Annotated in this window: 13 protein-coding genes; 10 read left to right on the top strand and 3 right to left on the bottom strand. The window is 51.7% G+C overall.

What is annotated here, in order from left to right:
* The first annotated feature begins 132 nt into the window (after positions 1-132).
* From NDA02_RS13055 to NDA02_RS13030, 6 genes are all read left to right on the top strand, one after another.
* A complete protein-coding gene (locus NDA02_RS13055) occupies positions 133-1,473 on the top strand; it encodes a four-carbon acid sugar kinase family protein (protein WP_190791320.1) in 1,341 nt (446 codons plus the stop codon).
* 193 nt (positions 1,474-1,666) lie between these two features.
* Complete coding sequence (gene minC, locus NDA02_RS13050; RefSeq protein ID WP_348247599.1) at positions 1,667-2,476, top strand: septum site-determining protein MinC; 810 nt, start codon at positions 1,667-1,669, stop codon at positions 2,474-2,476.
* Positions 2,477-2,785: 309 nt separating this feature from the next.
* Positions 2,786-3,592 (top strand): septum site-determining protein MinD, encoded by an 807-nt coding sequence (gene minD, locus NDA02_RS13045; protein WP_190793162.1) that lies wholly within the window; start codon positions 2,786-2,788, stop codon positions 3,590-3,592.
* Positions 3,593-3,691: 99 nt separating this feature from the next.
* Positions 3,692-4,132, top strand: coding sequence for a cell division topological specificity factor MinE (gene minE, locus NDA02_RS13040; RefSeq protein ID WP_190793163.1), 441 nt, complete (start codon positions 3,692-3,694; stop codon positions 4,130-4,132).
* A 20-nt stretch (positions 4,133-4,152) separates the two neighbouring features.
* Complete coding sequence (locus NDA02_RS13035) at positions 4,153-5,145, top strand: type IV pilin-like G/H family protein (protein ID WP_190793164.1); 993 nt, start codon at positions 4,153-4,155, stop codon at positions 5,143-5,145.
* Between the two features lie 272 nt (positions 5,146-5,417).
* Positions 5,418-6,314 (top strand): hypothetical protein, encoded by an 897-nt coding sequence (locus tag NDA02_RS13030; protein WP_190793165.1) that lies wholly within the window; start codon positions 5,418-5,420, stop codon positions 6,312-6,314.
* Between the two features lie 40 nt (positions 6,315-6,354).
* Here NDA02_RS13030 and NDA02_RS13025 read toward each other — a convergent pair whose 3' ends face one another.
* Positions 6,355-7,920 carry a DASH family cryptochrome gene (locus tag NDA02_RS13025; protein WP_190793166.1) on the bottom strand — a complete coding sequence of 522 codons (1,566 nt, stop codon included), beginning with the start codon at positions 7,918-7,920 and terminating at the stop codon, positions 6,355-6,357.
* A gap of 344 nt (positions 7,921-8,264) precedes the next feature.
* Between NDA02_RS13025 and NDA02_RS13020 the strand changes: the two genes are divergently transcribed.
* Positions 8,265-9,368, top strand: coding sequence for a tRNA (guanine-N1)-methyltransferase (locus NDA02_RS13020; RefSeq protein ID WP_190793167.1), 1,104 nt, complete (start codon positions 8,265-8,267; stop codon positions 9,366-9,368).
* 11 nt (positions 9,369-9,379) lie between these two features.
* Here the strand turns inward: NDA02_RS13020 and NDA02_RS13015 are convergent, their stop codons facing one another.
* Positions 9,380-10,720 (bottom strand): serine/threonine-protein kinase, encoded by a 1,341-nt coding sequence (locus tag NDA02_RS13015; protein WP_190793168.1) that lies wholly within the window; start codon positions 10,718-10,720, stop codon positions 9,380-9,382.
* Between the two features lie 89 nt (positions 10,721-10,809).
* Complete coding sequence (locus NDA02_RS13010; protein WP_348255075.1) at positions 10,810-11,190, bottom strand: hypothetical protein; 381 nt, start codon at positions 11,188-11,190, stop codon at positions 10,810-10,812.
* Positions 11,191-11,292: 102 nt separating this feature from the next.
* On the opposite strand from NDA02_RS13010, the gene NDA02_RS13005 reads away from it, so the two are divergent.
* From NDA02_RS13005 to ftsH, 3 genes are all read left to right on the top strand, one after another.
* On the top strand, positions 11,293-11,988 hold the full coding sequence (locus NDA02_RS13005; protein WP_190793170.1) for a 2,3-bisphosphoglycerate-dependent phosphoglycerate mutase: 696 nt from the start codon (positions 11,293-11,295) through the stop codon (positions 11,986-11,988).
* A 483-nt stretch (positions 11,989-12,471) separates the two neighbouring features.
* Complete coding sequence (locus NDA02_RS13000; protein WP_190793171.1) at positions 12,472-13,383, top strand: HEAT repeat domain-containing protein; 912 nt, start codon at positions 12,472-12,474, stop codon at positions 13,381-13,383.
* Between the two features lie 384 nt (positions 13,384-13,767).
* Positions 13,768-15,672, top strand: a complete 1,905-nt coding sequence (gene ftsH, locus NDA02_RS12995) for an ATP-dependent zinc metalloprotease FtsH (RefSeq protein ID WP_190793172.1) — start codon at positions 13,768-13,770, stop codon at positions 15,670-15,672.
* Positions 15,673-15,897: the final 225 nt, after the last annotated feature.

The following is a 15,897-nucleotide window of genomic DNA, read 5'->3' as shown; positions in this document are numbered from 1 at the left end:
CCCCTTCTTATCACTTTCTCTCACCCCCTCCATTTCATCTCCTCACCCCCTTCCCCCCTCATATACTCATTCACTCATCCACTCCCTCAATTCACGCCATAATAAACCTGCTCTACGCCACAAAAAATTGCGATGACCTCAAAGCCCAAAATAAAGCCCAAAATTGTTGTGTTGGACGACGATCCAACTGGGTCGCAGACCGTTCATGGCTGTTTACTGTTGATGAAATGGGACGTAGAGACGCTGCGATCGGGCTTAGCCGACGAGTCCCCCATTTTCTTTGTGCTGACCAACACCAGGGCACTCACTCCAGAGAAAGCACTCTCCACCACGCGAGAAGTTTGCCAAAATCTGAAACAGGCAATTGCAGAAGCAGGCGTTCAAGATTTCCTGGTGGTTAGCCGATCGGACTCCACCCTGCGCGGACATTACCCGATCGAAACCGATGCGATCGCTGAGGAGCTGGGTCCGTTTGATGCCCATTTCCTCACGCCAGCTTTTTTTGAGGGCGGACGATTCACCCGCGACAGCGTGCATTATCTGGTGGTGAATGACGTACCCACTCCGGTTCACGAAACCGAGTTTGCGAAAGATTCAGTGTTTGGCTATCGGCACAGCTATTTGCCGGACTACGTGGAAGAAAAAACCAGGGGACGCATTCCTGCCTCGCAGGTCGATCGCTTTTTGCTGGCGGATATTCGATTGGGAACGCTCGATCGCCTGATGCAGCTTCAGGATAATCAGTGTGTTGTCGTTGATGCTGAAACGCAGGCAGACCTGAATCAGTTTGCCACCGATGTGCTGCAAGCCGCCCGTCAGGGAAAGCGATTTCTGTTTCGGAGTGCTGCCAGCCTGCTCACTGCTCTTGCTGCCCTACCGCCCCAAGCCGTCGCGTCGGAGGACATGGCAGCCTATGTGCGGGATGGAAAACCGGGCGCAGTGATCGTCGGTTCCCATGTGAAAAAAACCACTGAGCAGCTCGAAGACCTGCTAAAAGCCCCTGGAGTTGAAGCGATCGAAGTCGATGTCGTTCATCTCCTGGAAGGATCCGCGATGGAGCGTGCCGAGCTATTGCAGCAAACGCTCGATCGCGCTCATCAAGCACACCAGGCAGGCAAAACGCCCGTCATCTACACTAGCCGCCAAGAATTAACCTTTGCCGATATTCAAACCCGCCTCGATTTCGGCATTGCCGTTTCAGCCCTGCTGATGGACATCGAAAAAGGATTACCAGAGACGATCGGCTTCCTGATCAGCAAAGGCGGCATCACCTCAAACGACACCCTCAGCACCGGGCTGGCACTCACCACCGCTCGACTATTGGGGCAAATTCTGCCCGGAGTCTCCGTTGTCCGCACCTCTGCCGATCATCCCCGCTTTCCCCAGCTTCCCGTCGTTCTGTTTCCTGGCAACGTCGGCGATCGAGCAGCACTGGCAGAAGTGTATCGGCGACTCAGCAAACAGGAACCTTAACCCAGCCCGACCCACTTCTAAAATAAACTTGCTCATCCATCCTCAAAGCGTTCAAGACGCAGCAATCTCCAAACAACGCTTGCCCTACAATCTTGAACGAACAATCTATCCCCTCCCCCATCCACCCCCTCCCCACTCCCCCTTCCCCACTTTTTCCTGCTAATCTTTAACTGTCTTAACGGACTCACGCTGCATGAACTCAGATTTTCCAGTTTCCGCTCCACTGTCAACGATCGCCTCTGATGGAGAACTCCAGCCCACTGCCCCCAATCTGGATGCAAAAGAAGTGCCTCAGGTGCGCCTCAAAGGTGAAAATGGGCGACTGCTGCTGCTTTTGCCGCCTGATTTAGAAACGCCTGGTGCAGCGACGGCGTGGACAGATATCTGGCAACAGCTCAAGCAACGCCTGAACGCTGGAGAACGCTTCTGGCAGCCGAGAACGCCCGTACATCTCATTGTTCGCGATCGATTGCTGGATGGGCGTCAGATTCAGGCGATTAATGATGTTCTCGGTGAGGCAGAACTGGAGCTAAAGCGCATTTATACCAGCCGCAGACAAACGGCAGTCGCCGCTGCCACGCTCGGATTTTCCGTTGAGCAACAGTCGTCGATTCCCCGATTGAATCAGTCCGACGAAAGCGGACAGGCACTTGCAGAGCCGCTCTATCTGGAAACAACAGTTCGCTCTGGGATTGAAATTCGGCATCCCGGCACGGTGATTGTGCTGGGCGATGTGAATCCGGGCAGCAGCATTATTGCAGACGGAGATGTGCTGGTGTGGGGAACGCTGCGAGGTGTGGTACAGGCGGGTGCATCGGGCAATTTGCGCTGTCTGGTCATGGCACTGCGAATGGAACCGACTCAGATTCGGATTGGCGACCTGATGGCTCGTGCTCCCGAAACGCCGCCCAGCCAATATCAGCCGGAAGTAGCTTATGTGATGAACGGCAGTATTCGAATTGTTCGCCGAACCGATTTCTCTAAAGATCTGCTGTTTTCCTAGTGGCTTTGCCTGAAAAAATGCACCGCGATACAGGAAGTTTGCAGCGAGTTGTAAGTTTTTTGTTCGATTCGGCAAAACAATATTTAGAATGAGATATTCAAGCTAGATTTATTCAGGTTGAATTGCGCTATTCTTTTGCGTGTGAAAAGCAAATTAAAGCAAATTACTGAGTCAATTGCAGGGTTACATCTTACCTTTAACGCTGTATTTGATGCTTTAGACCGATCGTGGCTCAAGACGATCGCTTGACACATCGCGTAATATTAACCGAATCGCCAACAAAAGCAGTTTCACGTACGTTCAGATCCTATGAGTCGAATCATTGTAATGACATCGGGCAAGGGAGGCGTTGGTAAGACGACTTCTACTGCGAATCTGGGCATGGCTCTGGCTCAGCGGGGGCACAAGGTTGCCGTAATTGATGCTGACTTTGGGCTGCGAAACCTGGATTTGCTGTTGGGTTTAGAAAACCGAATTGTCTATACGGCGATCGAGGTGCTTGCTGGCGAATGCCGCCTGGATCAGGCACTGGTCAAAGATAAGCGTCAGCCCAATCTTGCCCTGCTGCCGGCGGCACAAAATCGCACCAAAGAAGCCGTTACGCCAGAGCAAATGAAAAAGCTGGTTGGTGCATTGAGCAAAGTGTTTCACTACATCCTGATCGATAGCCCTGCCGGCATTGAAATGGGCTTTCTGAATGCGATCGCCGCTGCAAAAGAAGCCATTATTGTCACCACGCCTGAAGTTGCTGCCGTGCGAGATGCCGATCGCGTGGTGGGCTTGCTTGAAGCTAACGATATTAAAAAAATGCACCTAATTATTAACCGAATTAGGCCTGCGATGGTCGAGCAGGATATGATGATGTCGGTTAAAGATGTGCAGGAAATTTTGGCAATTCCGCTGATTGGTGTGGTTCCTGATGATGAGAGAGTGATCGTCTCAACGAACCGGGGTGAACCGTTAGTGTTGTCTGAAACGCCTTCGCTGGCGGCAGCAGCCTATGCCAACATCGTGCGCCGACTGGAAGGAGAAACCGTTCCGTTCCTAGATTTGACCGTTCCGCAAGAGGATTTGCTCTCTCGCATTTTGCGGATCTTCCGTCCCTCCCGTAAATAGGATTGCTCATGCTGCTGCACAGCCGCTTCTTATTGCTATCCTTGACCGTCACCGATCGTCTTTTTGCCTTTTCCTAACCTGCTACGCGCTACCTGTCCCATGCTTCAGCAATTCCTCGATCGCATTTTCTCGCGCAGCGCAACTGCCAACAGCAGCCGTGATACTGCCCGTAAACGGCTTCAGCTTGTTCTGGCACACGATCGAGTTGATTTGTCTCCGGCAATGGTGGAAAAGATGCGCGAGGAGATTTTAGAAGTCGTCTCACGCTATGTCGAAATCGAGCCAGGCGAGTCAGACTTTGCGCTAGAGAATGATCAGCGAACCACAGTTTTGATTGCCAACTTACCGATCAAGCGCGTCAAAAAAGCAGAACCCGTCGGACAAACTCCCCTGGTTGAGAATTTTGCCCCCAGTTTAGAATCGGGGGAGCAGGCTTCAGGACAAAGTGCAGAATCGTCTTCAGAATCAACCGAATCTACCGCACCGCCGACTGCAACTGACCCACCCCGCAGAGCAGATCTGCCATCACTGGAACATTAAATTGGAACATTTCACGGGCAATGGGTCAGCCAACGCTGTTCGAGCTTGCAAGGCAAGGAAATCTAGAAGCAATCGCCCTTTTGATCAACCGATCGCTTCAGCCCCACTCCATCACCGCGAAACTGATACGGCATGAAAGCTGCCTCAAAATTTTGCTGGAAGGGGCAGAGGTTCCGCCACAGTCGATCGCGAAGTCGCTTCAGAAGGGAATCGAAAAACTGGAAATTTCGACAATCGATCGGCTTGAGATTCATGGCAAACAAAGCGATACCCACACCCTGACCTGGACAAAAACTGTTCAGCTTGCGCCACCAAAACCTTCGAGCAAACTTCCTTCAATCCAGATTGATTCTGCTGAAGCAGGCACAACCAAAAGCCGTCCTCGTCCCTATTTTGCTCTGGCTTTATTGACCACATTTCTAGCATTTTTACCGCTCGGCATTGCTGCCCTGATTTTTTCCAGACGAGTTAAGTTGCAGTATCAAAAGCAGGACTATGAGGGCGCGAAGTCTGCTTCTGAAACCGCAAAGATTCTTTGCATTGTCGGCATTTGTCTTGCCAGTCCTTTTTATCTGGCGATCGGCTTTGTTGCAGGCAGCTATTCAATTCTGATCACCGCGTACGAAAACCAAATTGATACGCTCTCCCAATCGCAGGCTAAAACCGCGATCGAAGCAATTAACCGCAGCCAGCAGGCCTACTGGCTAGAAAATCATAAATTTGCCGATTCTGTAAATCAGCTTCAGTTGCCAATTCAGTCTAATAATCACTATCAGTATCAGCTCATTCCAACCGAGCCGGATCGGTCGATTATTACTGCAACTGCCACAAAACCAGGGCTTCAAAATTTTATCGGAATTGTCTACACCCGGCAGGCAAAATCCGTTGCTCAATCCAGTGATTTTCTAAAAACAGCTTCTCTTCATGCAACCATTTGCACCACCGATCTTCCTATTACGCCTGCTCAGATTCGCATTGAAGATGACAAAGTAATCTGCCCGTCCGAAAACTAATGCAGCCTACCCCAATCTTTGTGTGCTATTGAATGTGCGCCACTGAATGCGTGCTATTGAATGTACGCCATTGAAGTACCCTAAGAAATTGCAATAAAGAATCGCGATCGCAGCTCATCAAGTCGTCACTGATAACCCAAGACGCTTCACTCTAGAGCAAAGTTGAGTGAACTAGAGCAAACTTGAGCAAAACTGTCCCAATTTCCCGCAGAAACCTTTTTCCTCGTGCTCAGTCTAAATCACTAACCAGAAATACCGCTGAGACAACGGCTATGTCACGTTCTGCCCTTCCGCTTCAAGTTGTTCGATCGCCCCGTTGGGGAAAGTGCTTTGCATTGCTAATTTCGACTGCGCTGATGGCAGCAACCCTTAGCCTGACTGCCTGCGATTCTCGTAAAGCAACCGTTTCGACGACGACAAGAACAACAGAGCCAACCCCGGTTCAGCCGTCCCCCAGTCCGCTTTCCAGCCCCACGCCGATCGCCTCCTCAGAGATTCCCAAGCCCGTTCCGGCAACGCCCAGCAAGCCCCTAACTCCTCCTGCCGCCACTCCGAAGCCTGCTGCCCGACCTTCTACGCCTCAACCGGATGAAGATAGCTCGGTTCAGCCGGATGGGCTTGCCGTTTACCCTGATTCTCCCTTACCCACACCGGACGGAATTCGACTGGGACAAATTGAGTATCGTTCCTCAGCGACCGCAGCAGATGCAGCTCTGGAAGCGGCGATCGTCAATATCATGGTAGACCGCAGCGGCGATAAATCTTTGCTGGAATCAATGCGCTACACCTACAATCGCGTGGATCTGAACGACGACGGCGCACCCGAAGCCCTGGTTTATCTGATGGGGTCTTACACCTGCGGTTCGGGTGGCTGCACGATGCTGATTCTGGAACCTGCCGGACAGAGCTATGAGATGGTTTCTCGCATGACGCTGGTGAATCCTCCGGTGGTGATTGCTCAGGACACAACCGCAGGCTGGAAGGATCTAATGATTTTTGTGGAGGGGGGCGGCGCAACGCCTCACTATGCCCGTTTACAGTTTGACGGCAGCAGCTATCCTTCGAATCCGTCGATCGCCCCTCCGGTCACTTCAGAGGCTCCCTTAAACGGAACTGCAATTTTGACCGAGAAAATGACACCTGCCGACGGAATCAAGATCAAGCTTTAGCAGTTTTTAGCACAATCTTGACTACAACCCTTCAGCAAGTTCATCGTCTCCGGGAGGGTTGGGGACGCTGCATTGAGCGGTTGCGAGAGTTACCCTGCCTGCGCGGGTCGGTGGATTGGTCCATTACCCCAGCGGGGGAACCGCTTCGCATCGCCTGATCATAAATTCGCTCATTTGCTTCGGCAGATTTGAACAGATCGACGATCGGATTGGGATAATCCACGCCCAGTCGCATATTAAATCGCTGTTGCTCTACGGGCAGAAGCTTCCAGGGTTCGTGGACTTTGCTAGCGGGGACGTTTGCCAGTTCGGGCAGCCAGTGTTTCACGTATTCACCCTGGGGGTCGTAGTCCTTTGCCTGCTTGGTGATGTTGAAAAAGCGAAATCCACGGGCGTCGTTACCCACGCCTGCCGTATAGTTCCAGTTGCCCCAATTGCTGGCTACGTCATAGTCGATCAGCAGCGACTCAAACCACTCCGCGCCCATCATCCAATGAATACCCAGATTTTTGGTGAGGAAGCTTGCCACATTTTGCCTGCCGCGATTCGAGATAAAGCCGGTCGCTGCCAGTTCGCGCATATTCGCATCCACTAGCGGGTATCCGGTCATGCCTTCCCGCCAGAGATCAAACCGCTGCCAGTCTTCTTTCCAGGGAATGTTAATGCCTTGCAGCCCAGAGGCAAAGAAAATCTTATTCCCGTGTTTGGCAGAAATGAAGCGGAAATAGTCACGCCAGAGTAATTCAAAGATGAGCCAGTAGGTTGACTCGTTTTTAAATCGCTGCGATTCGTAGTCCTGCACCTGTTTATAGACATAGCGCGGCGACAAACAGCCATTTGCCAGCCAGGGCGAAAATTTAGTGGAATAGTCTGCGCCCAGCATGCCGTTGCGCGTTTCTTTATAGACTTTCAGGTGATCGTTTAGCCAAAAGTAGTGATGCAGCCGCGCCAGAGCTTCAGATTCGCCTCCTTTAAACGGCAACACTGCCCGATCGTCTAACGCAGGTTTTTCCAGCCCTAAATCACTCAACTCGGGCAGGTTTCCGGGTTCAAGGGTTGGGAGCGGGGGTAGAGATTGGGGCTTGGGAAAGGGCGGAATTACCGTTGCTGCTCGCTCAACTTCTTTACGGAAATTGGTGAACAGCTCCGGGACGCGGGAAATTTCAAACGGCAAATCATCCGGGTGATACAGCGACACGCCCCAGTAGGGTTGCATCGTTACGTTCAAAGGTTGGACGGCTGCGGCGACTGCCCGCTCAACGGCGACTTCTTCTGAAGTGACTTCCTTTGAAAAATAAATTGCCGTTGCTCCCGTTGCCTGCGCGATTTCTGCCAGAACCGTTTCTGGCTTTCCCATCCGAATAATTAAATTGGAGCCGATCGCCCTCAGGGAATTTCTCAAATCCGCCAAACTTTCCAGCAAAAATCGAGCACGAAATGCGCCCGTCTTCGGAAAACCATAGGACGTTTCGCCAAACTGCCGGGGGTCGAAGCAATATACCGGAATCACGGCAGACGTACCGGATTGCAGGGCACGGTGCAGCGGCTCATGATCGTGCAGGCGCAGATCGTTACGATACCAGAGGACGATCGGGGAATGAGTCACAGAATGCTTGATTGGGAAATCTACTCTTTTATGATAACGAGTTCTAAGTTTTGTAAAGAAGACGGTGGCATGGCTACTTGGGCAACGATCGCTCTATCCAATCGCGATTCCTCAAACCATATCTTCCTCTTTCCTCTACATGAGCTTGCCATCAGGGTTCGCAGTTCGTGGACGACGGTGCTGAGAAAATTGTCATTAAGCTGATTGAGCAAGCCAGTGCTTCAACCTGTGCCTCAGTCACTCGATATCGCCACGACTAACGCAGGGCGATAAAGAAAAAGCTCAATCAACGTTGATTCACACTGCACTGAGCAACCCTCCTGCAAAAAATCTAAAAAATAAAGATGACCGTCCCTTCCAAAGCAGCCTCCGAACGCAACACTCACTTTTACATCGGCAATGCCTTTTACCGCCCTCAAAGTCGAATGGTGCGCGATCTGGGGGTGCTGGCAGCAGCCGTTTACCGTCAGCAAACCGGACGACTGCGCGTGTTAGACGCAATGGCAGGCAGCGGTATTCGATCGCTTCGCTATTTCTGGGAAAGTGGAGCGAATGATTTGTGGATCAACGACAGCAATCCTGAAATGAGTGGCGTATTGCAGCAGAATCTCTCTCAAATTCCAGCCGATCGCGTTCGTCTCACGAATCAGGATGCCAATCGGGTCTTTTTTGAGTGCTATCGTCAGCAGGATTTTTATGATCTGGTCGATGTTGATGCGTTTGGGTCACCTGCGCCTTATTTAAGTACGAGTCTATGGGCAGTCGCTCTGGGCGGATTGCTCTACCTCACCAGCACCGATGGCAGAAGCGCGAGTGGCTCAACGCCCGATCGCAGTCTTGCCGCCTTTGGCGCATATGCCCGTTCCCATCCTGCCGCCCACGAACAGGGACTTCGATTGTTGATTGGCGCAGTCCAGCAGAGTGCTGCCGCAAAAGGATTTGGCGTAGTTCCCGTCTTTTCTTTGTTTGCCGGAGAGAGCTATCGCGTTATGGTGCGGCTTGTGCCGTCGATCCAGCTCAACTCCCGCAGCTACGGCTTCCTTGGCTACTGCCACACCTGCGGCGACTACCAGACGATCGCCTGGGAAAAACTGGGGCGCATCCACTGCCCGCAAGACCGGTCGCCCCTCAGCATCAGTGGCGCAATGTGGCTAAGTGATTTACACGATGCAGATTATGTAGCTGAAATGAAAGCGATCGCCCAGGAACGGCAATGGTCAGACTGCGTCGCCATTCTAGAAACCATGCAAGCAGAATCTTCCCTGCCCCCCTACTTTTACACCCTGCGCGAAATCGGACGACGCGGCAAATTAAATTTACCCAATCGATCGCACTTGATCCAAACCCTGCAATCCTGGGGCTACGCCGCCACCCCGACCCACATCAACCCCCAAGCCCTTAAAACCACTGCCCCCTTCTCAACCTGCCTCCAAGCTGCCCAACTCTAACAGCTATTCACTCACCCACTCATCCACCGCCCAATTTCCCCCACCAACCACTCCGCCTCTGCGTGACTTAACTCCGGCGAAAATTGCCCGATATTGTGCCGCTGATTCTCGGTTTGAATCGTAATTCCTGTTGTTGCCGAATCGATCGCCACTGCCGGGCTAGATTGTTTCACCTTGCGATAGGGAAGTCCCAAACATTTCCACTGAATGAACAGCGATCGATCGCTCAGCGTGACCGAGGCTTCGCCCAGCGCAGAAATCAAGCCAATTCCCAGCAGGGGCAAACTATCGAGCCAGCACAACAGACTCAAAACCGGATGAACAGGGGAAAACAGCATCAATACCGATACGCCGCCCGTAAGAGCGCCCGCACCCAGCCAAAGCGCATCTGCAAAATGAATGCCGCGCTTGCGGATATTGACTTGTAGCTGATCAGAAAGTTGATTGAGTGTGACGCGCTCGAATTCGTTTTTTTGAATCTGAAGTGAACGAGCACCATCATCAGCATTTAACACGACCGCCTTATCGTCTGGCTCAGTTTCTAATTCAGTTTTTAATTGAGCTTTTAACAAAACCGTTAACGCTTGCTTTGCGGTTTGAAATCGCTGTTTTATATCTGGCTCTAGCATTTTTTCTAACCAGACAGCAAATCGATCGTCAATCAAAACAAACGATCGAAACTGAAGCTTAAACTGATGCTGTGGCAAATCTGCCGGACATACTCCAGTCAATAAATGCAGTATCGTTGCGCCAACGGCATACAAATCAGAAGCAGGCACAGCCTGTCCGCCAAACTGCTCTAGCGGCACATAGCCGTAAGTTCCGGTTACCGTGAAATCGCCGATCGCCCCTGCCCCGATTTGCGCTGCCCCAAAGCCAATTAGATAAACTGTTCGATCGGGCGTCAGCATCACATGACCAGGGTGAATGTCGCGATGCAAAACAGGTGGATACTGCCCCTGCAGATCGATCAAAATTTGGAGTAAGTCGATCGCGATTTGCCGCACTTCATCCTCGGTAAAGCGGTGATGCTGATCCAGCAAACTTTGCAGCGATGTACCCGAAATTTCTTCCTGCACTAGGACACACCAGTGCATTCCCTCCAGTTCCAGCGAGAAATGGGTCAAATAGCGTGGAATGAAATTATTCTTCAGAGTTTTAAGAATTCTGATTTCCCGCTCAAATTGCTCATAGTCCTGCCATTGCAGTGTCGGGTGAAATCCAAGCAGCTTGATGATGCAAGCCGTCTGATAGGTTAAGTCGATCGATCGCCAGGTTTGCCGCACGCCAGCTATCTTGAGCGGCTCAACGAGCTGATAGCGATCGTCCAAAAGTTGACCGATCTGAAACATAGAGGCTGCCAGCACTTTCGCGAGTAGTGTAACCGACTCCTATTGAGTGAACCTCCGACAAAAGTTAAGGTTTTGAGGGATTTCTTGCGTCAATTCCGCTTCACCGGCTGACAAATCCATTCTCCAGTTTCCTTGGTTTGAAACAGCACAGCACCTGCCTCTGAATTGACTGGCCGGCGATTACCCTGTGGGGAAAACTGCTTCCCATCGCGACAGTTCAAAATCTCCTGGGGCTGTTTCACCCCATCCTGGCTCAGCGTTACCCGATATTCCCAGGGATATTTCGCGCTGCGCTTAATCTCGCTGATGCAGACTGTTTGAGTGCCTATTATCCGACAGGGGGCGGCGTTTGCCGGGGGTACGATCGCCAGCCAAAACAGCAGCCTAATTCCCAGGAGCATCACCAGCACCCTTGTTGAAATACTGCGGAATTCCTGCTTCAAGCTGAGATATTCTCTAAATTTCTTCAAAAGTAATACCTAAGGGTCGATACAAAATGCCTGTTAATCTATCACTTTAAGGATTAGAAAAATTCGGCTAGCAAAAATTGCTTATTGTGTGAGGCGATCGAAATGCCCGATCTGATTCTGATTCGTCATGGACAAAGTTTGTGGAACGCTGCCAATAAATTTACCGGATGGGTCGATGTGCCGCTAAGCGAGCGGGGACGGGCAGAAGCGATGGTCGCCTCTAAGAAGCTAAGAGACTACCGGGTGGATGTTTGCTTTACGAGTATGCTGTTTCGGGCGATGGAGACGGCAGTGGTGTGTCTAACTGAGTGCAGCGAAATCTGCGGCGGCAAAACCCCCATCCTTAAACATGGTGACGATGACCCCAACTGGCACGGATGGGATCACTACGACGGAGAACCCGCACAGGAATTGCCCATTTTCACCACACCCCAGCTTGACGAACGCTACTACGGCAAGCTTCAGGGATTAGACAAGCAGGAAACGGTCGAAAAATTTGGCGCGGCACAAGTTCAGATCTGGCGGCGATCGTTTTCTGAGCGTCCTCCGGGCGGCGAAAGCTTAGAAGATACGATGCACCGGGCAATGCCTTTCTTCCGCGATCGCATTTTGGCGCAGCTTAAGGCAGGCGATAATGTGCTGGTTGCGGCACACGGCAATTCGCTGCGATCGATCATCATGGATCTCGATCGGCTCACCTCAGAGGAAGTGCCTTTACTCGAACTGGCTACGGGTGTCCCGATCGTCTATCGCATGAATACCGACGGCACAGTGCTGCAAAAAGTGATTTTGAATTAGTCGATTTTCAATTCTCTTGGCTTCAATCCTTCGGTTTCAAAGGGGTCGTTGCAAGAGGTTGCGCCGATCTAAACCCGCTGTAAGTGCAAAAACAAATGCAGAAAAAGATAAATCTGCTAACACCTGCCTATGAAATATCCTCTGCTCAATCATGAGCAAACTCTTCCACAATAATCACAATAAATAGATCGAAAAATAGCTCCAGGCAGGTCACGCGCCGATCGTGTTCAAGTTCCTCATCCGTTTGAAGCAGGGGCATTTGCCGCAAACTCGCCTTGTCATTTCCCCTGCTATCCCGCTTTCGCGTTCGGCATTACCTTCTGGCATTCGCTGTACCTTCGATCGCCTAAAAGAGCAGTATCAAGCGCAGCAATTTTCGATCGCAATACCAAAATTCTTCAGTAAGTGAGATGCGCCATCCAGGGTGCATTTGCTGCAATACGGTTAAAGCGTAGTAAAAGCAAGGTAAAAGGCAATCAAACTATGCAATTCATTTGGATTAGTTTAGTATCTTATCTTTTAGTAGAAGCATATTTTGCGGCTCGGCGAGTGGCTAGAAAACGTCAGTCCGCACGCTATTCTGCTCAAAATTCGGCTCCTGCTCGCCTCGATCGATCTGTAGATCAGTCTTCAGATCAATTATCGATCGCCTCACCACCTTCAGAGGTCGCTCCAGAATTTGAGCAGGCGATCGAAGCGTTAGTCAATGATGCTTCTACTCAGCTTGAAGCTCCAGAAATGCCTGTTGCCGAGCCTGCTATTCAGGAATTCTCCGTTGCAGACTCGGTTTCAGACAATCCAATCCTGAATTCCGAGCCAAAAACCGCCCCCGAAATTCCTGCTCCCATAGCAGAAATGCCCGCTTCCGAACCCGTTGAATCAACATCCTCTTCTTCCGAAGCATCTTCAGAATCATCAACCTCACCGAGCAATTCTCCATTTGTGTTCGACTCAGACGTTGTGTTCGACTCAGATACGGATCTCACCCTTGCCGCCTCTCTGTCTGTCACGAGTATTGTGCATCCCAACTCATTTGGCGAAGTGGAAGTTCCCGATCTGATTCCCACTGACCCTGCCATCAGCGAAGTGCTTAACAGTAACGCAGAACCCACCCGAGTTCACCAGCCATCCATTCTGGAAGAAATTGCAGAACTCCGTCCCACCGCAAATGCCCAGCTCTCCTCACAAAACGATCGCACCAAACACTTTATGCATGCCCTCCTTACAGGTGATGGCACAGTTCGAGTTGCGGCAGTGTACGAGCTAGGCGAAATTGCAGCCCAAGGCGGCAGCGAATCGGAACAAATTATTGAACAACTGCAACAGTTAACCCAGGACAATGATCCCGATGTGCGATTGCAGGCAGTCATGGCTCTGACGAAGGTGCAGCAGTAGAAGGGTGGATGCGTGAATGGGTAAGGAGTGGAGGAATAAAGTAAGGGATGGAGGAATAAAGGGTCAAGAAATCACAGGAGCGCAAGCGGGCAGAGCATAGCAGCAAGTACAAAGTGGGGAAGGTTTGCAGAGAAAAGGGCAGAAGTTCATGCAGACCAATACCCTCCTAAAGCTTCATTGCCTTCCCCAACCTCCTGCCCATCCCTTCATTCTCCCTTCCACCGTCCTACGCATCCCCCCATTCCCCACTCCCCCACCAACCAAAACAAAGGTTACGATGGGGCAAGCTAGACTAGTGCTAAGCAAAGAAAAAGGGCAGCTCCCTCAGCGATACAAGACAGCAAAGGGCAACAGGTTATGAGACAGGCTGGGCAACAGGCAAATATGGTCTTATCCTCAAAGCGCGATCGAAAAATGCGGCAGGGTTCCTGGATGACCGGGGCGGCAACCGCAATCTGGCTGGTGCTGCAAAGTACGCTGGGCAGTCCTCCGGGTTTGGCTCAATCTCCAGCCGCAAAAGATGCCCTAACCTATAGCGATCTGCTGCGAAAAGTTGAAGCGGGAGAAGTTAACCGAATTCAAATTGACCCTGCTCGAAATGTGGCTGAGGTGCAGCTTAAAGAGCCCTATCAGGGCAACACCAGCCAGGAAGTGACTCTCTTTACAGGCGAAAACCCTGAACTGGTGGAAGCAGCCCGCGGCAATAATGTGGAGCTTGATGTTCAGCCTTCTGCCGACAGCCGGACGATTGCCTGGTTAGTGACGCACGGGCTTTTAGCGTTTGTGCTCATTGCAGCGTTATTGATGTTTTTGCGGCGCACCAGCAATGCCTCCGGTCAGGCAATGAACTTTGGCAAATCCAAAGCCCGGTTTCAAATGGAAGCCAAAACGGGCGTTATGTTTGACGACGTAGCAGGCATCGAAGAAGCCAAAGAAGAACTCCAGGAAGTCGTAACCTTCCTCAAAAAACCCGAACGCTTCACCGCTGTCGGCGCAAAAATTCCGAAAGGGGTGCTGCTCGTTGGTCCTCCCGGAACCGGAAAAACGCTGCTGGCAAAGGCGATCGCCGGAGAAGCAGGAGTGCCCTTCTTCAGCATCTCTGGCTCGGAGTTCGTAGAGATGTTTGTGGGAGTCGGGGCGTCCCGGGTGCGCGACCTGTTCAAGAAGGCGAAAGAGAACGCGCCGTGCATTATCTTCATTGATGAAATCGACGCAGTTGGACGGCAGCGAGGAGCCGGGATTGGCGGCGGTAACGACGAGCGCGAGCAAACCCTGAACCAGTTGCTGACCGAAATGGACGGCTTCGAGGGCAACGCGGGCATTATCATTATTGCGGCAACGAACCGTCCCGATGTCCTGGACTCCGCGCTTCTGCGCCCCGGTCGTTTCGATCGCCAGGTGTCAGTCGATCTGCCAAGCTACAAAGGACGTTTAGGCATTCTGGAAGTCCATGCCCGCAACAAAAAGCTTGACGCAGATGTGTCGCTGGAAACGATCGCCCGCCGCACGCCCGGATTTTCAGGGGCAGAGCTGGCAAATATGCTCAACGAAGCGGCAATTCTGACGGCACGACGACGCAAGGATGCGATCACACTGCTGGAAGTTGACGACGCGATCGATCGCGTAACCACTGGAATGACGCTGACCCCCCTGCTTGACAGCAAGAAGAAGCGGCTCATTGCCTACCATGAGGCAGGACACGCACTGCTGATGACTTTGCTGAAGAACTCTGACCCGCTTAACAAGGTGACGATCATTCCGCGATCGGGGGGCATCGGCGGTTTTGCCCAGCAGACCTTTAACGAGGAAATGATTGACAGCGGCTTATACACTCGTTCCTGGCTGCTCGATCGCATTACGATCGCTCTGGGAGGACGGGCAGCTGAGCAGGAAGTCTTTGGCGATGCTGAAATCACGGTGGGCGCAAGCAATGACATTCAGGTTGTGGCAAATCTGGCGCGAGAAATGGTAACGCGCTACGGAATGTCTGACCTGGGACCCTTTGCTCTGGAAAGCCACAATCAGGAAGTCTTTCTGGGACGCGATCTGATGTCGCGATCGGAATACTCCGATGAAGTAGCAACCCGTGTGGATCATCAGGTGCGAGATATTGCAACGCGCTGTTATGCCGAAGCTTGCCGCATTCTGCGCGACCATCGCGAATTGCTCGATCGCATTGTGGATATGCTGCTAGAGCAAGAAACGATCGACGGGGAACAGTTCCGTAAGCTAGTTGCCCAGTACGTTGAGCTTCCTGAAAAGCAGCTTACTACGGCAACCACAAGCTAATCGCAACTCAAACTGCCCTGTAGCCGCCTCATTCTGGGGAACCTGCGTCCAATCCATGCTCATGCTCGAAATTCCCTAGCCCTGGGGATTTAGGGGCAAGGTAGGAGATAAACACTCCTCAAATCCCCTTTTGGGATCGCTGTGCAACCGCCAGCCTAGTTTGGAACACTACCAGCAAAATTATGAACACTAGGGATGAAATTGCTTATTTCAAGAGCAGCGTCA

The sequence above is a fragment of the Leptolyngbya sp. ST-U4 genome, assembly GCF_039962215.1.
Classification (GTDB): Bacteria; Cyanobacteriota; Cyanobacteriia; order Elainellales; family Elainellaceae; genus Leptolyngbya_A.
The sequence above is the reverse complement of the archived record's forward strand: the minus strand, read 5'-3'. Positions and strand labels throughout refer to the sequence as shown.

Bases quoted from the DNA above. Each gene is read 5' to 3' on its own strand.
- NDA02_RS13055 (WP_190791320.1), top strand. From the start codon at position 133: ATGACCTCAAAGCCCAAAATAAAGCCCAAAATTGTTGTGTTGGACGAC.
- NDA02_RS13030 (WP_190793165.1), top strand. From the start codon at position 5,418: ATGTCACGTTCTGCCCTTCCGCTTCAAGTTGTTCGATCGCCCCGTTGG.
- minE (WP_190793163.1), top strand. From the start codon at position 3,692: ATGCTTCAGCAATTCCTCGATCGCATTTTCTCGCGCAGCGCAACTGCC.
- NDA02_RS13035 (WP_190793164.1), top strand. From the start codon at position 4,153: ATGGGTCAGCCAACGCTGTTCGAGCTTGCAAGGCAAGGAAATCTAGAA.
- NDA02_RS13020 (WP_190793167.1), top strand. From the start codon at position 8,265: ATGACCGTCCCTTCCAAAGCAGCCTCCGAACGCAACACTCACTTTTAC.
- NDA02_RS13005 (WP_190793170.1), top strand. From the start codon at position 11,293: ATGCCCGATCTGATTCTGATTCGTCATGGACAAAGTTTGTGGAACGCT.
- NDA02_RS13015 (WP_190793168.1), bottom strand. From the start codon at position 10,720: ATGTTTCAGATCGGTCAACTTTTGGACGATCGCTATCAGCTCGTTGAG.
- minC (WP_348247599.1), top strand. From the start codon at position 1,667: ATGAACTCAGATTTTCCAGTTTCCGCTCCACTGTCAACGATCGCCTCT.
- NDA02_RS13000 (WP_190793171.1), top strand. From the start codon at position 12,472: ATGCAATTCATTTGGATTAGTTTAGTATCTTATCTTTTAGTAGAAGCA.
- ftsH (WP_190793172.1), top strand. From the start codon at position 13,768: ATGGTCTTATCCTCAAAGCGCGATCGAAAAATGCGGCAGGGTTCCTGG.
- minD (WP_190793162.1), top strand. From the start codon at position 2,786: ATGAGTCGAATCATTGTAATGACATCGGGCAAGGGAGGCGTTGGTAAG.